The sequence below is a fragment of the Streptomyces sp. NPDC005533 genome (genome assembly GCF_042871845.1).
Classification (GTDB): Bacteria; Actinomycetota; Actinomycetes; order Streptomycetales; family Streptomycetaceae; genus Streptomyces.
The window spans coordinates 1-21,918 of the sequence record NZ_JBIAJH010000023.1; the positions used below are offsets into that span (position 1 = coordinate 1).

Genomic DNA, 21,918 nt, shown 5'->3' on the forward strand with positions numbered 1-21,918 from the left:
TACGCCGCCGCCAACACCTACCTCGACGCACTCGCCCACCACCGCCACCACCACAACCTCCCCGCCACCAGCCTCGCCTGGGGACTCTGGGACACGAGTACCGGCAGCATGGCGGCGCAGTTCTCGGAGGCCGACATCAAGCGGTGGGCCGCCAAGGGCATCCTTCCGCTGACCCCCGAGCGCGGCATGGAGCTCTTCGACGCCGCGCTCACGGCCGGTCAGCCGGAGCTGGTGCCGATCGAGCTGGACCTGAAGGCACTGCGCTCCCCCGACCAGTCCGCGCCCGCCCTGCTGCGCACCCTGGTCCGCGCCCCGCGCCGACGCGCCGCCGCGGCCACCGGGTCCTCGTGGGCCGAGCGCACCGCCGAACTGCCCCCGGCCGACCGCCGGCGCGCCGCCGGCGAGCTGGTACGGACGACGGTGGCCACCGTGCTCGGCCTGGCGGGCCCCGCCGCCGTCAATGACAGCGGGCCCTTCTTCCAGCTGGGCATGGACTCGCTCACCGGCATGGAGCTGCGCCGCCGGCTCGCCTCGGACAGCGGGATCGCGGTTCCCGCGACCGCCGTCTTCGACCATCCCACGCCCGGTGCGCTCACCGACTTCGTCGTCGCCGAGCTCGCCAAGATCGCCGGCGAGGCCGCCGCCCGGCCGGTCCGGCAGGCCGCGGCCGGCGCGGGTGTCGGCCAGGACGACCCGATCGTGATCGTCGGCATGGCCTGCCGGTACCCGGGCGAGACCCGCTCCCCCGAGGACCTGTGGCGGCTCGTCGCCGACGGCACCGACGCCATCGGCCCCTTCCCCACGAACCGCGACTGGGACGTCGACCACCTCTACGACCCGGACCCCACCCGGGCCGGCAAGAGCTACACGCGGCACGGCGGGTTCCTCTACGACGCCGACCGGTTCGACGCCGAGTTCTTCGGCGTCTCGCCCCGCGAGGCGTTCGCGATCGACCCGCAGCAGCGCCTGCTGTTGGAGACCACCTGGGAGAGCTTCGAGCAGGCGGGCATCGACCCGACGACCCTGCGCGGCAGCCGCACCGGCGTGTTCGTCGGCACCATGTACGACGACTACGCCTCCCGACTGTCCGACGTTCCGGTCGAGTACGAGGGCTACCTGAGCACGGGCAGCGCCGGCAGTGTGGCCTCCGGCCGACTGTCCTACACCTTCGGGCTGGAGGGCCCGGCGATCACCGTCGACACGGCCTGCTCCTCCTCCCTCGTCGCCCTGCACCTGGCCTCACAGGCCCTGCGCCAGGGCGAGTGCACCCTCGCCGTCGCCGGCGGCGCCACCGTCATGGCCACTCCGCGGCCCTTCGTGGAGTTCAGCCGCCAGCGCGGGCTGGCGCCCGACGGCCGGGTCAAGTCGTTCGCGGCTTCGGCGGACGGCACGACGTGGAGCGAGGGCGTCGGCGTCCTGCTCCTGGAGCGGCTCTCCGACGCCCGCCGCAACGGGCACCAGGTCCTCGCGGTCATCCGCGGATCGGCCGTCAACCAGGACGGCGCCAGCAACGGACTCACCGCACCCAACGGCCCCTCCCAGGAACGCGTCATCCGCGAGGCACTCGCCGCCGCCGGACTCTCACCCGCCGACGTCGACGCCGTCGAGGCACACGGCACCGGCACCACCCTCGGCGACCCCATCGAAGCCCAGGCCATCCTCGCCACCTACGGCCAGGACCGCGACGCCGAACGCCCCCTGCACCTCGGGTCCCTCAAGTCGAACATCGGCCACTCCCAGGCCGCCGCCGGCGTCGGCGGCGTCATCAAAATGGTCATGGCCATGCACCACGGGGTGCTCCCCCGCACCCTGCACGTGGACGCGCCGAGCCCGCACGTGGACTGGTCGAGCGGCGCGGTGTCCCTCCTCACCGAGACGACCCCGTGGCCCGAGACCGACCGGCCGCGCCGTTCCGCCGTCTCCTCCTTCGGCATCAGCGGCACCAACGCCCACGTCGTCCTCGAACAGGCCCCCACCGCCGAGGCCGCGGACCCCCGCGACCCGGCGACCCCCGCCCAGCTGCCCTGGGTGGTCTCCGGCCGCGGTACGGAGGGCCTGCGCGCCCGGGCCGCCCAGCTGCGGCGGCTGGCCACCGAGGCCGGCACGGACGGCGGCTTCGGCCTCGCGCACCTGGACGTGGGCCACGCGCTGGCCACCACGCGGGCGGCGCTCCCGGACCGTGCGGTCGTCCTCGCCGACGACCCGGCGGGTCTGCTGGCCGGTCTGGACGCGCTGGCCCGGGGCGAGTCCGCGCCGCAGCTGGTGACCGGGGACTCCGGCCGGGCCGAAGGGGCCTCCGGGCTGGCGTTCCTGTTCACGGGGCAGGGCAGTCAGCGTCCCAGCATGGGCCGCGAACTGTACGAGACCCACCCCGTCTACGCCCGCGCCTTCGACGAGGTCTGCGCGCGGATGGACGCCCACCTGGGTCTGTCGCTCAAGGAGCTGGTCTTCGCGGACGAGGGGAGCGAGCAGGCCGCTCTCCTGAGCAGGACGCAGTACACGCAGCCCGCGCTGTTCGCCGTCGAGGTGGCGCTGTTCCGGCTGGTGGAGCACTACGGGCTGGTCCCCGACCACCTCCTGGGCCATTCGGTGGGCGAGCTGGCCGCCGCGCACGTCGCGGGGGTCCTCTCCCTGGACGACGCCTGCACCCTGGTGGCCGTCCGCGGCCGGCTGATGCAGTCCGCGCCCACCGGCGGCGCGATGATCGCCATCGAGGCCACCGAAGCCGAAATCCTCACCACCCTCCCCACCCACCACGGCCACCTCGACATCGCCGCCGTCAACGGACCCCGCTCCACCGTCATCACCGGCGACCACGACGCAGCCCACCAACTCGCCACCACCTGGCGCAACAACGGCCGACGCACCACACAACTCAACGTCAGCCACGCCTTCCACTCACCCCACATGGACGGCATCCTCAACGACTTCCACACCACCGCCGCCACCCTCACCTACCACACCCCCACCATCCCCATCATCTCCAACCTCACCGGACAACCCGCCACCACCGAACAACTCACCAACCCCGACTACTGGGTCCAACACCTCCGCCACACCGTCCGCTTCAACGACGCCATCCAGCACCTCCACCACCACCACCACGTGACCGCGTACCTGGAACTCGGTCCGGACGGGGTGCTCTCCGCGCTGACCCGGACGATCCTGGCCTCCGGGGCGGAGTCGGCCGGGGAGCCGGCAGCCCGGCAGCCGGTCACCGCGGTCCCGCTGCTGCGCAAGGGCCGTCCCGAGGGCGGCACCCTGGCCGCCGCGCTCGCCCAGGCCTACGTCCGCGGCGCGGACGTGGAGTGGCGCGGGTTCCTGCCCGGTGGCCGGGCCGTCGCCCTGCCCACGTACCCCTACCAGCGCGACAGCTACTGGCTGAGCGCTCCCGCCGCCCCCGTGGCGCCGAGGCCGGCCGGAGGGCACCCCCTGCTGGACCAGACGGTCGAACTCGCCGCAGGCCAGGGTTGGTTGTTCACCGGCACGCTCGACGCGGAGGCCGATCCGTGGCTGGCGGAGCACGCCATCCTGGGCCGGCCGCTGCTGCCGGGAGCGGCCGTCGCGGAGCTCGCCCTGTACGCGGCCGGGCGGGCGGGCGCGGCGCAGGTCGCCGAACTCACCCTCGAACAGCCGCTGCCGCTGGACGAGCGCGTCACCGTCCAGCTGATGGTCGGCGCCCCCGGGACCGACGGGACGCGCACCCTCGCGCTCCACTCACGGCCGGAGGGGACACCCGGCGCGCCATGGGTGCGGCACGCCTCCGGGCTGCTGGCCGACGAGGCTTCCGCAGCGGGCGACCCCGTCGGCGACCCGGCCGACCTGGCCGTCTGGCCGCCGCAGGGCGCCACCGAGATACCCGTCGGCGACCTCTACGCCCGCCTCGCCGAGCGCGGATACACGTACGGCCCCGCCTTCCAGGGCCTGCGGACCGTGTGGAGCCGCGGGAGCGACCTCTACGCGGAGGTGGTGCTCCCCGACAGCGCCACCGGCCCGCGGGGTGACGGCTTCGGTCTGCACCCGGCCGCCCTGGACGCGGCCCTGCACACCGCCCTCGTCGGGGCCGGCGCCGGGGACCGGCTGCTGGTGCCCTTCGCGTGGAGCGGTCTGACCCTGCGCACGCCCGGCGCCACCGAACTGCTGGTCCGCCTGCGGCGGGGCGCGGGCGACAGCTACTCCCTGCTGATCGCCGACCTGTCCGGTGCCCCGGTGTTCACCGCCGAGGCGCTCGCCGTGCGCGAGCTGCGGGCCGACCCGGCGGCCACCGCCGGGCCGGTGCACGGGGCCGCGCTGTTCGACCTGCACTGGTCCCCGCTGCGCGGGACCGCTCCCGCTCCGGCCGGCCCCTGGGCCGTCCTGGGCGACGCGGACTCCGCCGTCGTGGATGCCGTACGGGCCGCCGGCGTGGCCGTCCGGGCCTACCCCGGCCTGGACGGGCTGCAGGAAGCGCTCGACGGGGGCGCCCCGGTGCCGTCCGTGGTCGTGGCCCCGGTGCCCGCCGTCCCGGCCGGGTCGGGCCGGGCCGTGCTCACGGCCCTGGCGCCGGCCCAGCGCTGGCTGGCCGACGAGCGGTTCGCGGACGCGCGGCTCGCCTTCCTCACCGAGGGCGCGGTCGCGGTGGCGGAAACCGAGTACCCGGATCCCGCCCTGGCGGCGGTCTGGGGTCTGATCCGCTCCGCGCAGTCGGAGCAGCCCGGCCGGTTCGTCCTCGTCGACACCGACGGGCGGCCCGAGTCCGTACGCGCCCTGCTGCCGGCCCTGGCCTCCTCAGAGCCGCAGCTCGCGGTGCGGGCGGGGCGGATCTCGGCGCCGGCCCTGCGCGGTCACCGGCCCGCCGCTGCCGAGGACGCCCCGGCGGCCTTCGGCGCGGACAGCCACGTCCTGGTCACCGGTGGGCTGGGCACGCTGGGGCGGCTGCTGGCCCGGCACCTGGTGGAGCACCACGGGGTACGGCGGCTGCTGCTGACGGGGCGCCGCGGTGCGGCGACCCCGGGGGCGCGGGAGTTCACGGCCGAACTGGCCGTGCTGGGCGCCGAGGTGGCCGTGGCCGCCTGCGACACCGGCGACCGCGCCGCCGTGGCCGCCCTGCTGGCCTCCGTACCGGCCGGCCGGCCGCTGACGGCGGTGGTCCACGCGGCGGGCGTGAGCGACGACTCCGTCCTCGCGGGACTCACCCCGGAGCGGATGGAAGGGGTGCTGCGGCCCAAGGCCGACGCCGCCCTCCATCTGCACGAGCTGACCCGGGACCTGGAGCTGTCGGCCTTCGTCCTCTTCTCCTCGCTCGCGGGCACCCTGGGCTCCGCGGGACAGGGCAACTACGCGGCGGCCAACGCCTTCCTGGACGCCCTGGCCCAGCGGCGCCGCGCCGCCGGGCTGCCCGCCCTGTCCCTGGTGTGGGGTCTGTGGGCGCAGGAGAGCACGCTGACCGGAGACCTCGGCGCGGCGGACCTGAAGCGCCTGGCCCGCTCCGGGATCGGGGCGCTGTCCGCCGAGGAGGGCCTGGCCCTGTTCGACGCCGGCGTGGAATCCGGCGCCGCGGTCCTGACCGCCGCCCACCTCGACCTGCGGACGGCGGATCCGGAGGCGGTCGCGGTGCTGCTGCGGGGGCTGGCTCCGGCCCGCCGCGGCGCCGCCGGCGGTGCTCCGGCGGCCCCGGACCTGGCGGCCGACCTGCGCGAGCGGCTGGCCCGGGCGCCCCGGCGCGAGCACCGTCACCTCCTGCTGGAGGCGGTACGGGTCGAAGTGGCGGCCGTACTGGGCCATGCGAGCCGGGACAAGGTGCCGGCCGACGGCCGGTTCCAGGACCTCGGCTTCGACTCCCTGACCGCGGTCGAGCTGCGCAACCGCCTGACGGCCGCGACCGGCGTCAAGCTGCCGCCCACGCTCATCTTCGACCACCCGACCCCGGGTGCCCTCGCGGACCGGCTGCGGGCCGCGCTCGTACCCGACGTGCCCACGCGGGACGCCCCCGAGGACGCCGTGGACGGCGCCGCCGGTGGCGACGGCGGCAGCCTGCCGGACGGCGGGAGCGCGCTCGACACGATGAGCGCCGACGACCTGGTCCGCCTGGCCCTGGGCGAGGGCTGACCCCCCGCCCGGGCCCCGGCCCCCGGACCCGTTCCGGACCCCGACCCAGACAACAGACCCACACCCAGCCCCCACGGGGCCCCCAACAGGGAAGTACGGAGAGAACAGGATGGCTTCCACAACCCAACAGCAGGTCGTCGAGGCGTTGCGGGCCGCGCTGAAGGAGAACGAGCGGCTCAAGGCCGACCACGCCCACCTCATGGAACGCGAGCACGAGCCGATCGCGATCGTGGGCATGGCCTGCCGCTACCCGGGTGGCGTCCGTTCCCCACAGGACCTGTGGCGACTGGCCGCCGACGAGGTGGACGCCGTCGGGCCGTTCCCCGCCGACCGCGGCTGGGACCTGGCGGGCCTGTACGACCCCGACCCGGACCGGCCGCACACCTCGTACGCCCGGGAGGGCGGATTCCTGTACGAGGCAGCGCAGTTCGACGCCGAGTTCTTCGGGGTCTCGCCCCGCGAGGCGCACAGCATCGACCCCCAGCAGCGGCTGCTGCTGGAGACGGCGTGGGAGGCCTTCGAGCACGCGGGCATCGACCCGGCCGCGCTGCGGGGCAGCCGCACGGGCGTGTTCGTCGGCACCATGTACGCCGACTACATGAACCGCTTCTCCCCCGCCCCGGAGGAGTACGAGGGCTTCCTGAGCGTCGGCGGCGCCGGCAGTGTCGCCTCCGGCCGGCTGTCCTACACCTTCGGGCTGGAGGGCCCGGCCCTCACCGTCGACACGGCCTGCTCCTCCTCCCTCGTCGCCCTGCACCTGGCCTGTGCCTCACTGCGGCGCGGGGAGTCCACGATGGCGCTGGTCGGCGGCGCCACGGTGATGGCGACGCCGATGCCGTTCGTGGAGTTCAGCCGGCAGCGCGGGCTCGCCGCCGACGGCCGCTGCAAGGCCTTCTCGGCCGCCGCGGACGGCACCGGCTGGGCCGAGGGCGCCGGTCTGCTGCTGGTCGAGCGGCTCTCCGACGCCCGCCGCAACGGACACCAGGTCCTGGCCGTGGTCCGTGGTTCGGCCGTCAACCAGGACGGCGCCAGCAACGGGCTGACCGCGCCCAGCGGCCCCGCGCAGGAACAGCTGATCCGCCAGGCCCTGGCCGCCGCCGGGCTCACCGCCGCCGACGTCGACGCCGTGGAGGCGCACGGGACGGGCACCTCGCTGGGCGACCCGATCGAGGCGCAGGCACTCCTGGCCACCTACGGCAGCGGACGTCCGGCGGACCAGCCGCTCCACCTGGGCTCCCTGAAGTCGAACATCGGCCACACCCAGGCCGCGGCCGGCGTCGGCGGCGTCATCAAGATGGCGATGGCGCTCCGCGAGGGGCTGCTGCCGCGGACCCTGCACGTGGACGAGGCCACCCCGCACGTGGACTGGTCGAGCGGCGCCGTCTCGCTGCTGACCGAGACGATCCCGTGGCCCGAGCGGGGCGGCCGGCCGCGCCGGGCCGCGGTGTCCTCCTTCGGCATCAGCGGTACCAACGCGCACGTCATCCTGGAGCAGGCGCCCGCGCCGGAGCCGGCCGCCGACGTCGAGCGGGCCGCGCTGCCGACCGTACCGGTGGTGCTGTCGGCGGCCGGTGAGCCCGCGCTGCGCGCGCAGGCCGACCGGCTGTACCGGTACCTGACCGAGGCCGACGGCGACGCGCCGGCGGACGTGGCCTTCTCCCTGGCCACCACCCGCGGCCACCTCCCGCACCGGGCGGTGCTGCTCGCCGAGGACCGCGACGAACTGCTCGACGGGCTGCGCGCGCTGGCCGACGGGGTGCCGGGGCCGGACGTGGTCCGCGCGACGGCCGGGGAGGGCCGCACCGCCTTCCTCTTCGCCGGTCAGGGCTCCCAGCGCGCCCGGATGGGCCAGGAACTGTACGAGGCCTTCCCGGTGTTCGCGGCGGCCTTCGACGAGGTGTGCGCCGCCCTGGAACCGCACCTGGAGCAGCCCCTGCGGGACGTGGTCCTCGCGGCCGAGGACAGCCCCGAGGGCGGGCTGCTGAACCGGACGCGGTACACGCAGCCGGCGCTCTTCGCCTTCGAGGTGGCCCTGTTCCGGCTGCTGGAGTCGTGGGGCGTCCGGCCCGACGCCGTCCTCGGACACTCCGTCGGCGCCCTCGCGGCCGTCCACACGTCGGGCGCCCTCTCGCTCGCGGACGCCGCCGAGCTGGCCGCCGTACGCGGCCGGATCATGCAGCAACTCCCCGCCGGCGGGGCGATGGTGGCCCTGCGCGCGTCCGAGGGGCAGGCGACGGCCCTGCTCGCGGGGCACGAGGAGCTCGTCTCGCTCGCCGCGGTGAACGGGCCCGCCGCCACGGTGCTCTCGGGTGACCGGGAGGCCCTGGCCGCCGTGGTCGCGGACTTCGAGGCGGCCGGCGGGAAGGCGACCTGGCTGCGCGTCAGCCACGCCTTCCACTCGCCGCTGATGGAACCGGCGATGGCGGAGCTGCGGGCCGTGGTCGCCCGCCTGGACTTCCGGGAGCCGCAGCTCTCCTTCGTCTCCGACCTCACGGGCCGGCCCGTCGGCGGCGACGAGCTCGCCGATCCGGAGTACTGGGTCCGGCACGCGCGCCGCGCCGTCCGCTTCCAGGACGGCGTCGGCGCCCTCGCGGAGCTGGGCTGCACCCGCTTCGTGGAGGTGGGCCCCGGCACCGACCTCACCTCGATGACCGCCGACTGCCTGGAGGAGACCGACCGGGGCCGCTCCGCCGGCCCCACGCTGATCCCCTCGCTGCGACGGCGCCTGCCGGAGGTGACCGCGCTGCTCACGGCGGTCGCGCGGATGCACGCCTGCGGCGGGGACGTCGACTGGGCCGCCGTGTTCGCGGGCCGCGGGGCGCGCCGAGTGGAGCTGCCCACGTACGCCTTCCAGCACCGGCCGTACTGGATCGACGTGCCGGCCGGCTCCGGGGACGTGAGCTCGGCCGGGCTCACCGCCGTCGGCCACCCGCTGCTGACGGCCTCCGCCGAACTCCCCGACAGCGGCGGCCTGCTGCTGACCGGCCGGCTCTCCCTGGCACGCCACCCCTGGCTGGCCGACCACCGCGTCGGCGGCCGGGTGCTGCTGCCGGGCACCGCGCTGCTGGACCTGGTGACGTGCGCCGCCCGCGAGGCGGGCTGCGGCCTGGTCGAGGAACTCGTCCTGGAGGCGCCGCTGGTGGTGCCGGACGAGGGGGAGGTACGGCTGCGGGTGTCCCTGGCCGCCGCGGACGGCTCCGGCAGCCGGACCGTCGCCGTCCACTCCCGTCCCGAGGGTGACGCCGACGGGCAGGGCTGGTCCCGCAACGCCCAGGGCTCGGTCCTCGCCGACGGCTCCGGTCCGGCGCCGGAGCAGGCCGCGGACCTGGCCGCACAGTGGCCGCCGCGGGGGGCCGAACCGGTCTCCGTACCCGTGGCCGAGCTCTACGCCGCCCTCGGCGCCAAGGGCCTCGTCTACGGGCCCGTCTTCCGCGGCGTGCGCGCCGTGTGGCGGCGCGGGCGGGAGGTCTTCGCCGAGGTGGCGCTCCCGGGCGAACGGGCCGGCGCCGACGCGTACGGGCTGCACCCGGCGCTGCTCGACGCGGCCCTGCACCCGATCGCCCTCGGCGGCCTGATCGACGGGGCCGAGGGCGGCGGCGCCGACTCCGACGCCGGCTCCGGCGCCGACGAGCGGACGTTCCTGCCGTACGCCTGGTCCGGTGTCCGCACGCACGGCCCCGCCGGCGCGGTCCTGCGGGTCCGGCTCGCACCGTCCGGCGCGAACGCGGTGGGCATCGACGTCGCGGACGGCTCGGGCCGCCCGGTCGCGTCGATCGGCTCGCTGGCCCTGCGTCCGCTCCCCTCGCAGGCCGTGAGCGCCCACGCCACACCGGGCGACGGACTGCTGCTGCCCACGTGGGAGGCGCTGGCCGAACTGCCGCCCGCCCCCGCGACGCACCGCTGGACGCTCCTCGGTGCGTACGACGGCGACGGGCAGGGTGAGGGCGACGGCGAGGGCTCCCTCCCGCGCGTCGGCGCGGCCCTGTCCGGCCTGCCGGCCCTGACCGACGCGCTCGACGCAGGCGCCGAGGCCCCCGCGCTGCTCGTCCTCCCCTGCCCGCCATCCGCGGGCGGCGGCGCGCCGGACAGCGGTGCCGGGGCGGCCGTCCGCACGGCCCTCCACCAGGTCCTCGACGCGGTACGGCTCCTCGCGCAGGACGAGCGGCTGGCCGGTACCCGCCTGGCGGTCCTCACCCGGGGCGCCGTCACCCTCGGCGGCGAACAGCACCCCGGGGAGCTCGCCCACCGTGCGGTGTGGGGACTGCTGCGCTCCGCGCAGGCCGAACACCCCGACCGGTTCACGGTCCTCGACGAGGACGGCACCCCCGCCTCCCGGCGGGCCGTGGCGGCCGCGCTCGCCACGGGTGAGCCGCAGCTCGCCCTGCGCGGCGGCACCGCCTACCGTCCCTCACTCGCCGAGCAGGACGCGGACACGGAGCTCCGGCCGCCCGCCGACACCCCCCACTGGCACCTCGACTACGTGGCCAAGGGGACCTTCGCGAACCTCGCCCTCAAACCCTGGCCGGAGGCGGCAGCCCCGCTGGAGGAGGGCCAGGTGCGGATCCGGATGCGGGTCGCCGGCCTGAACTTCCGCGACGTCCTGCTCTCCCTCGGGGTGATCCCGCCGTCCGTCGACGGGCACGCGGGCGGTTCGGGGCAGGGCGGCGAAGGCGCGGGCACCGTCCTCGAAGTGGGTCCCGGCGTCACGGACCTGCGGCCCGGCGACCGGGTGATGGGCCTGTTCTACGGCATCGGCCCGACCTCGGTCACCGACCGCCGCTTCGTGTGCCGGATCCCGGAGGGCTGGTCCTTCCGGCAGGCCGCCGCGGTTCCCGTCACCTACCTGACCGCCTACTACGGCCTGGTGGACCTGGCCGGCCTGCGCGCGGGCGAATCGGTGCTCGTGCACGCGGGCGCCGGCGGCGTCGGCACGGCGGCGATCCAGATCGCCCGCCACCTCGGCGCCGAGGTGTACTCCACGGCGAGCCCGGCCAAGTGGGACGCGCTGCGCGCCGCGGGGGTCCCGGACGGGCGCATCGCCTCCTCGCGCACCCTGGACTTCGAGAAGGCCTTCCTCGGTGCCACCGGGGGCGACGGCGTCGACGTGGTGCTCAACTCCCTCGCCGGGGAGTTCGCGGACGCCTCGCTGCGGCTGCTGCCGCGCGGCGGACGGTTCCTCGAGATGGGCAAGACCGACCGGCGCGACGCCGCCGAGGTGGCCGGCACGCACCCCGGGGTGACGTACCGGACGTACGACGTCCGCGATCCCGGCCCGGACCGGATCCAGGAGATCTTCACCGAGCTCCTCGGGCTGTTCGAGCGGGGCGCGCTCCAGGCACCGCCGGTGGCGGCCTGGGCCCTGCGCCGGGCTCCCGACGCCTTCCGCCACCTGAGCGAGGCCCGGCACATCGGCAAGGTGGTGCTGGACCTGGCCGACGGGAACGAGCGCTGGGACACCGCCCGGGCCGTCCTGATCACGGGCGGTCTGGGCTGGCTCGGCCGGCTCGCCGCCCGCCACCTGGTGGCCGAGCACGGGATACGGCAGCTGGTCCTGATGGGCCGCGGGCTGCCCGGCGAGGACGCGGCCCGGGACATCGCCGAGCTGCGCGCCCTGGGCGCGGACGTCCGTACGGTGCCCTGCGACGCGGCCGACCGGGCCGCGCTGGCCTCGGCCCTCGACGGGCTGGCCGGCGACGGCGTCCGCATCGGCGGAGTCGTGCACGCGGCGGGGGTGCTGGACGACGGGCTGCTCACCTCGATGACCGCCGAGAGCCTGGAGCGGACCCTGCGTCCGAAGGTGGACGCGGCGCTCCACCTGCACGAGCTCACCGAACCGCTCGGCCTCGACGCGTTCGTCGTCTTCTCCTCCCTCGCGGGCACGCTGAGCTCTCCCGGGCAGGCCGGCTACGCGGCCGGCAACGCCTTCCTCGACGGGCTGATGGAGTACCGGCGTTCGGTCGGCCGCCCCGGCGTGTCCGTCGTGTGGGGCCTGTGGGAGGGGGCCGGCGGCATGGGCGCCGGGCTGACCGACGCGGACGTCGCCCGCATGGCGCGGGCGGGCGTGGCTCCGCTCACCTCGGAGCTCGGACTGGAACTGCTGGACGCCGCGGTGCGCCGCGACCGTCCGGTGGCGGTCGCGGCGCGGTGGAACCTCGACGGGCTGCGGGCCCGGATCGCGGAGGGCGCGGCGGTGCCGGCCCTGCTGCGGAGCCTGGTGCCCGCCCCGGCGCCCGCCGCGGGGACGCGGTCCGCGCCCGGGGCCGTGGCGGGAGCGGTGGTCGTCGAGGCCTCGCTGACCGGCGACCGGCTGCTGGACCTCGTCCTCCACGAGGTCGCGGCCGTCCTGGGGCACGCCTCCGGCGCGGCGGTGGACCGGGACGGGGCGTTCGAACGGCTGGGCTTCGACTCGCTCACGGCGGTGGAGCTGCGCAACCGGCTCGCCGTGGCCACGGGCGTCAAACTGCCCGCCACGTTCGTCTACGACTGGCCGACCCCGGCCGAACTGGTGGTCCACCTGCGGGAACTGCTCCCGGAGACGGCCGCCGAACCGGCGGCGGAAGCCACCGCCGCACCGGCCGCACCGGCGGCGCAGCCCGCCGCGGGCGCAGCCGCCCCGGCGGACACGGCCGGCAACGGCAACGGCGCCGGCGTCACCGTGGCACTGCTCGCCGACATCGCCCGGCTGGAGGCCGCGGTCGCCGACCGGCCGCTGAGCGAGGCGCAGAGCGCCGCGGTCAGCGAGCGGCTGCGCGAGCTGCTGACCGAACTGGGTTCTATGAAGGAGGATCACTCCGCGTGGGCATGACCAACACCCCGACGGTCGCGCCGGCTCCGCCGGCCGGCCGTGCCACCCCGTCGACCGGGCCCGCGAAGGGGCCCGTCGAACCCTCCCGGTGGATCCGTACCTACCACGACCGGCCGTCCGCGACCGCCCGCCTCGTGTGCTTCCCGCACGCGGGCGGGGCCGCGAACGCCTTCGTGGCGCTGTCGGCCGCGCTGCCCGACGACATCGAGCTGCTCGCCGTCCAGTACCCCGGCCGCCAGGACCGGCGGGGCGAGCCCTGCGCCGGGGAGATCGCCGAGCTCGCCGCGGGCGTGGCCGAGGCCCTCGCCTCCCGCTCCGACCTGCCGGTGTTCCTCCTCGGCCACAGCATGGGGGCCCTCGTGGCCTTCGAGACGGCCCGGCTGCTGGAGGAACGCGGCACCGTGGCACGACTGTTCGTCTCGGCGGCCCGGCCCCCCGCGCAGGACTGGGAGGAGCCCGACCTGACCGGCGTCGGCGACGAGGAGCTCGTCGCCGGGCTGCGGCGCCTCGGCGGCATCCCCGAACCGCTGCTGCGGGACCCGGAGATCGTCGGCGAGGTGCTGCGCCTGCTGCGCGCCGACCACCGGGCGCTGCTGCGCTACCGCTGCGCCGACGGGGCCGCCGTGGCGGCTCCGCTCACCGTGCTCCTGGCGGCGTCCGACCCGAAGAACTCCCTGGAGCAGATGGCCGACTGGGCTCGGCACGGCAGCAACGGGCACACCGTGGTGACGCTGTCCGGCGGGCACTTCTCGCTCGTCGAACGGCCCGGGGAGACCGGGCCGCTGCTCACCCACTGCGTCCGCGAGGACCTGGCACGGCTCGCCGCGGCGCCCCCGGCCGAGGAGCCGCGGGCGCCCGCCGCCCCGGCCGAGGAGCCCCTCGCCGACCTCGTACGGGAGATCCTGCTGGGCGGCCTCGAAGGCCGCACCCCGGCGCTGCCGACGGACCCGACGGCGCTGGAGGACGCGGCCCGCGCGGTGATGTCCCCCGAGGGCTTCGCGTACGTGGCGGGCACCGCCGGCTCCGGCGCGACCGGCCGGGCCAACCGCGCGGCCTTCGACCGCCGGCGGCTGGTGCCGCGGATGCTGCGCGGCACCCGCCGGGCCGACACCTCGGTGACGCTGTTCGGGCAGCGGCTGCCCGTGCCGGTCCTGCTGGCACCGCTGGCCGCGCAGCAAGTGGCGCACCCCGAGGGCGAGTCGGCCACGGCACGGGCCGCCGCGGCGGCCGGTGTGCCGCTGGTGCTGTCGACCTTCGCCTCCCGCACGCTGGAGGAGGTGGCCGAGCAGGCGGGCGACCACCCGCGCTGGTTCCAGCTGTACCTGCCCTCGGACCGGGCGGTGGGCGAGTCGCTGGTGCGGCGCGCCGAGGCCGCCGGCTACACCGCCCTCGTGGTCACCGTCGACGCCACCCACCTGGGCTTCCGCCCGGCCGAACTCGACAGCGGGTACTCGCCGTTCCTGCGCGGCACCGGCATCGCCAACTTCACGGGCGACCCGGCGTTCCTGGCCGGGCTGCCGGCCGGGGCCGACGCCACCGCGGCCGTGCTGCGCTGGGCGCAGATCTCCACGGACCCCACCCTCACCTGGGCGGACCTGGCCTGGCTGCGCGGTCTGACCCGGCTGCCGCTGCTCGTCAAGGGCGTCCTGCACCCGGACGACGCCCGGCTGGCGCTGGAGCACGGCGCGGACGGCGTGGTCGTCTCCACGCACGGCGGCCGCCAGCTCGACGGCAGCGTGTCCGCCCTGGACGCGCTGCCCGCGGTCCGGGCGGCCGTCGGCCCGGACGTACCGGTGCTGATGGACTCCGGCATCCGGACCGGCAGCGACGTGGTCAAGGCCCTGGCCCTTGGCGCGGACGCCGTCCTCTACGGCAGGCCGTACGTGTACGGGCTCGGGCTCGGCGGCCGGGAAGGCGTCGAGCACGTGCTGCGCTGTCTGCTGACCGACCTCGGCCTGGCGCTGGCCCTCACCGGCTGCGCCCGCCTCGCGGACGTCGGGCCGCACCTGCTCGCGGGCACCACATCGGACACCTCCGGGCCGGACGGGCCCGCGGAGAACGGAGATCGGCGATGAAGCGACCTTACGGCTCCGGCTCGGACCCGACGGGCTGGCTGCGCAGTTACCACCGGGCGCCGGCCGGCGCGCCGACGCTGGTCGTCTTCCCGCACGCGGGCGGCTCCGCGACCGGCTACCACGGCCTGTCCGCGGCCCTGTCCGACAGCGCCGAGGTGCTCAACGTGCAGTACCCGGGCCGCCAGGACCGACTGGGCGAGCGCTGCGTCGAGGACATCGGGGAGATGGCCGACCACGTGGTCGAGGCCCTGCTCCCCCGGGCGCACCGGCCGCTCGCCCTGTTCGGGCACAGCCTGGGCTCGATCGTCGCGTACGAGGTGGCCCTGCGGCTGGAGCGCCTGCACCCGGACCGCGCGCCGATCGGCGTGATCGTCTCGGGCCGGCCGGCGGCCGCCATCCACCTGAGCCGGGGCCTGTCCCTCATGGCGGACGAGGACCTCGCCTCGTCCATCTTCGACCTGGCCGGCACCCCGCCGGAGCTGCTGGCCGACAAGGACCTGATGGCGGCGGTCCTGCCGTCCCTCCGGGCCGACTTCAAGGCCGCGGAGAGCTACCGGGGCGCCGTGGGGACCCGGCTCGCCTGCCCCCTGCACGCGTACTCCGGGGCGCAGGACTTCAACGTGCCGCGCGAGGGACTGCTGCGGTGGAGCGAGCACACGTCGGCCGCCTTCACGGCGCGGTTCTTCGAGGGCGGCCACTTCTACCTGCAGTCCTCCGAGGACGAGGTGGTGCGGGCGATCGCGGACGACCTCCGCTCGTTCGCCGCCACCTCCCTGGTGGGCAGCGGCCGCTGACCCGGCGCCCCGCCCCCACGGCGAAGGCCCTCCCGATCATCCGATCGGGAGGGCCTTCGCCGTGCGCACCGGGGGCTAGGCCGTCTCTTCCGGATCTTGCCTGGCCCGCGCCGCCCGGCACCGCACCTCGCCGTGTTGGCGGAGCACCCCAGTACGTCCAGTACAAGGGCGCCCCGCCAACACGCCGATGCACGGCACCGGACGACGCGGGCTTGACCGGCAAGATCCGAAAGAGACGACCTAGGCGGCGCGTTCGCCGGTGAGGCGGACCTTGAGGGTGGCGTGTCCGTTGGCGAAGTTGGAGAAGAGGCGGGTGGGCGGGGCGAGCAGCTCGATGTCGGCCACCCGCGTGCGCAGCGACTCCAGCATGGAGATCATGTGGACGCGGCCCAGGTAGGCGCCGAGGCAGAAGTGCGGTCCGTGGCCGAAGCTGACGTGCTTGTTGGGGGTGCGCCCCAGGTCGAAGGTGTAGGGGTCGGTGAAGGCGTCCTCGTCGAAGTTGGCCGAGCTGTTCCACAGGGTGACGATCTCACCGGCCTTGACGACGTGGTCGCGGATCGGGATGTCCACGAGGGCGTGCCGGCCGAAGTGCATGGTCGGCGTGGTCCAGCGCATGACCTCCTCGGTGGCGCTCTCCAGGGTGACCTCCGCGTTCTTCAGCCGGCGCCACTGGTCCTCGTACTGGCTGAAGGCGTGGACGATGCCGGAGGCGGTGGCCCGGCTGGACTCGTCGCCGCCCAGGATGAGGCTGTACGCGTTGTAGATGATCTCCTCCTCGCTGAGCGGCTCGCCGTCGATCGTGGCGGTGGCCAGCGTGCTGAGGACGTCCTCGCCGGGGTTGCGGCGGCGCTCGGCCATCAGTCCGGAGATGTAGAGCACGATCTCGTTGCGCGCCATCAGCGAGACCTCCTCGCCGTCGTCGGCGCTGTACCGGGAGAGGGTCTGGGCGTTCCAGTCCACGAGCTGCTCGCGGTCCTCGGCGGGGATGCCCATGAGGTCGCCGATGCTGTGGATGGGGATCCGGTCGGCGACCGCGGTGACGAAGTCCACCTCGCCCGCCTCGACGGCCTCGGAGATCAGCTGGTCGGTGAGCTGCTGGACGTTGTGCACGACCGGGGCGAGGACGCGCGGCGAGAACGACTTCATCATCAGGTTGCGGATCTCGCGGTGGCGCGGGCCGTCGGTGACGGCGAGCATCTTGCCCGCGGCGGAGTCCTCGCCGAGCAGCAGGGTGCTGAGCACGTTGCCCTGCTCGGAGGTGTACCGCTTGTTGTCTCGGTAGGCGGTCATGATGTCGTCGTACTTGGTGAGGACCCAGAATCCGGGCTTGCCGTGCCGTGCCGGGTGCCAGAACACCGGGTTGTGGGCGCGGAAGGGCCGCCACAGCTGGTGCGGGTCGTTGTCCTCGAAGGTCTGCGGGTCGGTGAGGTCGTAGGCGGCCGGATCGGCCAGGTCCGCCGGGTCCGCGAGCTCGGCCGCCGGCAGGGTGGGGGCAGTCATGGGTGTGTCTCCTCCAGGGCCGCGGACCCGGAGGTCCGCGGCGCGGTCGTGGTCGTCTGCGGAGGTGGGCGGCGCGGGGCCGTCAGGCGGCTTCCGCCGCCACCGCGGTGGGGGCGAGTTCGGCGATGGTCTGCTTGCGGAACACGTCCTTGGCGGAGATCACCAGTCCGGCCTTCTTCGCCCGGGCGACCACCCTGATGCCGAGGATGGAGTCCCCGCCCAGCTCGTAGAAGTTGTCGGTGACCCCGACGGCCGGGATGCCGAGCACGTCGGACCAGATCTGGGCGAGCAGCCGCTCGGTGCCGGTACGGGGCTCCAGGGCGCCCGCGGGGGCGGTGGCGTGCTCCGGGGCGGGCAGGGCCTTGCGGTCGACCTTGCCGCTCGGGGTGAGCGGGAAGGTCTCCAGGCACACGAGGGCGGACGGCACCATGTGGACGGGCAGCCGGGCGGAGACGAACTCCCGCAGCTCTGCCGGCTGCGGGTGGTGTCCCGCGGCGGCGGGGGTCACGTAGCCGACGAGGCGCTTGTGCTCGCCGTCGGCCAGGGCCAGGACCAGCGCCACCCCGACCTCGGGGTGCTGCTGGAGGACGAGTTCGATCTCGCCGGGCTCGATGCGGTAGCCGCGGACCTTGACCTGGTGGTCGGCGCGGCCCACGTACTCGATGACTCCGGCGCTGGTCCAGCGCACCAGGTCGCCGGTGCGGTACATCCGGTGGTCCGGGGCCTCGCCGTGCGGGTTGTCCAGGAAGCGGTCCGCGGTCAGCTCGGGCCGGTTGAGGTAGCCCTGGGCGACGCCCGGGCCGGCGATGAACAGTTCGCCGGCCACCCCGATCGGCGCCGGCCGCAGCCGCTCGTCGAGCACGTAGGCGGTGGTGTTGGCGACGGCGCGGCCGATCGGGACGGGCATGTTCTCGTCCGCCTCGCGGATGAGGTGCCAGGTGCCGAGGACGGCGGTCTCGGTGGGCCCGTAGAGGTTCACGAGCCGCTGCGGCGGCGCGGCCGCCAGTACCTCGGCCACGCGGACGGAGTTGGCCGCCTCGCCGCCGAAGAGCACGTGGCGCAGCGACCCGAAGGCGTGGGGGTCGGCGGCGACGATCTGGTTGAAGACGGCGGTCGTCACGAACAGCGTGGTGACGCCGCCCCGGCGCAGTGCGGCGGTGAGCTCCGCCGGGTCCAGCAGGGTGTCCTTGTCGATGACGACCATCCGGCTGCCCGCGAGCAGGGGCCCCCAGATCTCGAGGGTGGCGGCGTCGAAGGTGACGTCCGAGCCCTGGGCCATGACGTCGTCCGGGCCCAGGGACACCCAGTCGGCGTTGCGGAAGAGCCGGACGACGGAGCGGTGGCCGATCACGGCGCCCTTGGGCGTGCCGGTGGAGCCGGAGGTGTACATGATGTACGCGGGGTCGTCGGCGGTGACGGGGACGTCCGGGGCGTCGGCCGGCTGGGCGGCGATCGCCTCCTCCTGCTCGTCCAGGGAGATCATGCGCGTTCCGGCGGACGGCAGCTTGCCGGTGAGCCAGGACTCGGTGAGGCACAGCGGCACTTCGGCGTCGGAGAGCATGAAGCTCAGCCGGTCCCCGGGGTAGTCGGGGTTCAGCGGCAGGTAGGCGCAGCCGGCCTTCAGGACGCCGAGGAGCGCGGTGACGAGTTCGGGGCCGCGGGGCAGGCACACGGCGATGAAGGTGCCGGGCCGGACCCCGTCGGCGACGAGCAGGTGGGCCAGCCGGTTCGCGCGGGCGTCCAGTTCGGCGTAGGTCAGCGTCTCCAGGCCGGCGCTGACGGCGACCGCGCCGGGGCGCAGGCGCGCCTGTTCGGCCACGAGCTCGTGGACGCAGCTGTCGGCGGGGAACTCGGCGCGGTTGACGGCCCATTCGGTGGTGAGGAGGCGCAGCTCGTCCTCGTCGGCGAGCGGCAGCTCCTCCACGATGGTGTCCGGGTCGGCCGCGGCGGCGTCGAGCAGCACCGACAGGTGGCGGGCGAGCACCTCCACGGTGACCGCGTCGAAGAGGGCGCTGTCGTACTCCAGGGTGCCGGCCAGGTCGCCCGTGCCGGTCTCGGCGAACTCCACGGTGAGGTCGTACGCGGCGGGCACACCGGGCGCGGGGAAGGCCCGTACGTCGAGTCCGGGCGCCTGTACCGGTCCGGCCGCCCCGGCGGCGTCCCGCAGCACCACCATCACCTGGACGGCGGGGGTGTCGCCGGCGTCCTTGCCCTCGCCCAGGGCGGTGCGGACCTGCTCGAAGGGCACGTCCTGGTGGGCGGCGGCCTCGGCGAGGGTGGCGCCGGTCTGCGCCAGCAGTTCGGTGAACGGCGCCTCGGAGCGCACGTGGGCGCGCAGCAGGAGCGGGTTGTCGAACGCGCCGACCAGGCCGTCGAGCACCGGCCGGGGGCGGCCGTCCGCGAGGGTGCCCAGGGCCAGGTCCTCCTGACCGGTGTGGCGGGAGAACAGCACCTGGCAGGCGGCGAAGAGGCCGGTGAAGAGGGTGCCGCCCGTCGCCTCGGCGGCGGCGGTCAGGCCCTTGACGGTCCCGGCCGGTATCCGGAAGCCGTGGCGGGCGGCCGCCGCGCCGCGGGCCCGGGAGCGGGGCCGGTCGGTGGGCAGCCGCAGGGCGGGCAGGCCGGCGAGGTGGCCGCGCCAGTGCTCCAGCTGCGCGGCGAGGTCGGCCTCGGTGAGGCGTGCCCGCTGCTCGGCCGCGTACTGCGCGTACCGCACCGGGAGTTCGGGCAGCCGTGCGGGCCTCCCGGAGACGGCCGCCGCGTACAGCTCGGTGAGCTCCGCGACGAGGAGCGCCCGGGAGCGGGTGTCCACGGCGATGCGGTGGGCGCTCAGCACCAGCACGTGCTCGTCGGGGCGAAGGCGCACCAGGAGGGAGCGCAGCAGCGGGCCGGAGGCGAGGTCGTACGGCCTGGCGGCCAGTTCCGCGATCCGGGCTTCGAGCCGGTGGTCGCGCTCCGGTGCGGGCAGCGCCGCCAGATCGGCGGACTCCAGCTCCAGCGGCCCGGCCGGCCAGACCTTCTGCACGGGCCGGCCGCCGGCTTCGGCGAAAGTGGTGCGCAGGGGTTCGTGCCGGGCCGCCAGGAGCCGCAGGGCCCCGGTGAGTTCGGTGCGGTCGAGGGCGCCGGTCAGCCGGAGCGCGATGACCGGGTGGTGACCGTACGCCCCCTCCTGCCGGTGGCCGGACCGGATGAGCTCCTGCCCGAAGGTGAGCGGCAGCCGGTCGTTCCCGGTCGTCCCGTCGGTCATCCCTTCGTTCCTTTCATGTCCGTCTCTTCCATCAGGTCGAGCAGTTCGGGGGTGACGAATTCGTCGATCGGGCAGACACCGGACAGCGTCGAGAAGTACCGGTCCGTCAGTTCACTGCTGGTGGCGATGGCGCGCAGCAGGTCCAGGTGGTGGGCGGGCGGGTCCAGCCGGGCCGTCTTGAGCGTGGCCCGGTACTCGGGCGTCAGGGCCTCCGTGCGCTGTTCGGCGTAGGTGTCGAGGGCCGTCCGCAGCCGGGCGGGGTCGTGGAGGCCGTCGCCGATGCAGTCCGCGAGCAGCTGGGCCTGGTAGAAGCCGTCGGTGATCCCGCGGGCGGTGATCGAGTCCTTGTGGTGGGCGGCGTCGCCGACGAGCACCCAGCCGGGTCCGGTGGCCTGGCGGAAGAAGTTGCGCTGGTCGCCGGTGCCGTAGACGCGTTCCAGGCGGGCGCCGGCCGCCATCTCCTCCCGCAGTTCGGGGGCCGTCTTCTCCACGTTCGTGAGCAGGGCGCCCAGCGCGTCGCCGCGCACGCTGTGGAACTGGTCCTGGGGGAGGTATCCGGCGACGAGCGTCGCCCCGTCGTTGGTGGGTACGGTGCCGACCCAGTGCCCGGGGGTGTCGTACAGCCGGAACCCGGGCCGCAGGCCGGACCAGTAGGAGTAGTAGGCGCAGGTCGAGGTCGGGTCCTCGACGACGAGCGGGGCGCCGGCCTTCGCGGCGACGGTGGAGCGCATGCCGTCGGCGCCGACGACGAGGGTGGCGCGTTCGACGGCGCCGGAGGAACCGAGCCGGACGCCGACGACGCGGTCGCCGTCGAAGACGAGGTCGCTCACGGAGCAGCTCTCTCGGAACTCGACGCCCGCGTCGACGGCGCCCTGCGCGAGGATCGGGTCGAGGAGGTAGCGGCGGGGCGCGTAGGCGGCGCGCTGCCCGTCGGCCGCCCAGGAGCAGCCGTCGAGCCGGATGTCGCCGTGGGTGTAGCGGACGTGGTCGAGGGCGGGGGCGCCGGTGGCCACGACCGCGGGCAGCAGGCCCCACCGGGCGAGGGCGGCGACCCCGGGCTGATGGATGTAGAGGGTGGAGAGGGTGTCCTTGGGGAAGGTGCCGCGCTCGACCATGAGCACCCGGTAGCCGGCGCGCGCGAGCAGCATCGCGGCCGGAGCCCCGGCGCACCGAGCGCCGACCACAATCACGTCGTAGTGGGTCAAAAGATGCTCCTTGTCCTGCGCCGGCCCCGGTGGCGGGCGTTGCGGGGATGCGTGGGGGGGCGGGGTACGGGGTACGGGGTCGGGGGGCCCCCCCCGCGGGGGGCGGGGCCCCCCCCCCCCCCCGCGCCCCCCGCCGCCCCCCCCCCACCCCCCCGGACACCCGGGGCGGGGGGGCGGGGGGGCTGTGGTGCGGGGGCACCCCCCCCCA

At 75.5% G+C, this 21,918-nt stretch carries 7 protein-coding genes; 4 read left to right on the forward strand and 3 right to left on the reverse strand.

Going from position 1 to position 21,918, the window contains the following annotated elements; genetic code table 11:
* From ACFYP3_RS22995 to ACFYP3_RS23010, 4 genes are all read left to right on the forward strand, one after another.
* A partial coding sequence (locus ACFYP3_RS22995; protein ID WP_388835494.1) for an SDR family NAD(P)-dependent oxidoreductase occupies positions 1-6,087 on the forward strand: 6,087 nt, incomplete at its 5' end.
* Between the two features lie 145 nt (positions 6,088-6,232).
* Positions 6,233-12,892, forward strand: coding sequence for a type I polyketide synthase (locus ACFYP3_RS23000; protein ID WP_388835739.1), 6,660 nt, complete (start codon positions 6,233-6,235; stop codon positions 12,890-12,892).
* Positions 12,889-14,967, forward strand: a complete 2,079-nt coding sequence (locus ACFYP3_RS23005; RefSeq protein ID WP_388835742.1) for an alpha-hydroxy-acid oxidizing protein — start codon at positions 12,889-12,891, stop codon at positions 14,965-14,967. The genes ACFYP3_RS23000 and ACFYP3_RS23005 overlap by 4 nt, the downstream gene beginning before the upstream one ends.
* Positions 14,964-15,761 (forward strand): thioesterase II family protein, encoded by a 798-nt coding sequence (locus tag ACFYP3_RS23010; protein ID WP_388835497.1) that lies wholly within the window; start codon positions 14,964-14,966, stop codon positions 15,759-15,761. Before ACFYP3_RS23005 ends, ACFYP3_RS23010 begins: the two co-directional genes overlap by 4 nt.
* A gap of 240 nt (positions 15,762-16,001) precedes the next feature.
* On the opposite strand, the gene ACFYP3_RS23015 is transcribed toward ACFYP3_RS23010, so the two are convergent.
* The 3 genes from ACFYP3_RS23015 to ACFYP3_RS23025 form a co-directional block, all read right to left on the reverse strand.
* Positions 16,002-17,261 carry a cytochrome P450 gene (locus tag ACFYP3_RS23015; protein ID WP_388835500.1) on the reverse strand — a complete coding sequence of 420 codons (1,260 nt, stop codon included), beginning with the start codon at positions 17,259-17,261 and terminating at the stop codon, positions 16,002-16,004.
* Between the two features lie 82 nt (positions 17,262-17,343).
* Positions 17,344-20,505, reverse strand: a complete 3,162-nt coding sequence (locus tag ACFYP3_RS23020) for an amino acid adenylation domain-containing protein (protein ID WP_388835503.1) — start codon at positions 20,503-20,505, stop codon at positions 17,344-17,346.
* The gene (locus ACFYP3_RS23025) at positions 20,502-21,710 is read right to left on the reverse strand and encodes an NAD(P)/FAD-dependent oxidoreductase (RefSeq protein ID WP_388835506.1); all 1,209 of its coding nucleotides are present in this window, start codon (positions 21,708-21,710) and stop codon (positions 20,502-20,504) included. Before ACFYP3_RS23025 ends, ACFYP3_RS23020 begins: the two co-directional genes overlap by 4 nt.
* Positions 21,711-21,918 lie beyond the last annotated feature (208 nt).

Bases quoted from the DNA above. Each gene is read 5' to 3' on its own strand.
- ACFYP3_RS23020 (WP_388835503.1), bottom strand. From the start codon at position 20,505: ATGACCGACGGGACGACCGGGAACGACCGGCTGCCGCTCACCTTCGGG.
- ACFYP3_RS23005 (WP_388835742.1), top strand. From the start codon at position 12,889: ATGACCAACACCCCGACGGTCGCGCCGGCTCCGCCGGCCGGCCGTGCC.
- ACFYP3_RS23015 (WP_388835500.1), bottom strand. From the start codon at position 17,261: ATGACTGCCCCCACCCTGCCGGCGGCCGAGCTCGCGGACCCGGCGGAC.
- ACFYP3_RS23010 (WP_388835497.1), top strand. From the start codon at position 14,964: ATGAAGCGACCTTACGGCTCCGGCTCGGACCCGACGGGCTGGCTGCGC.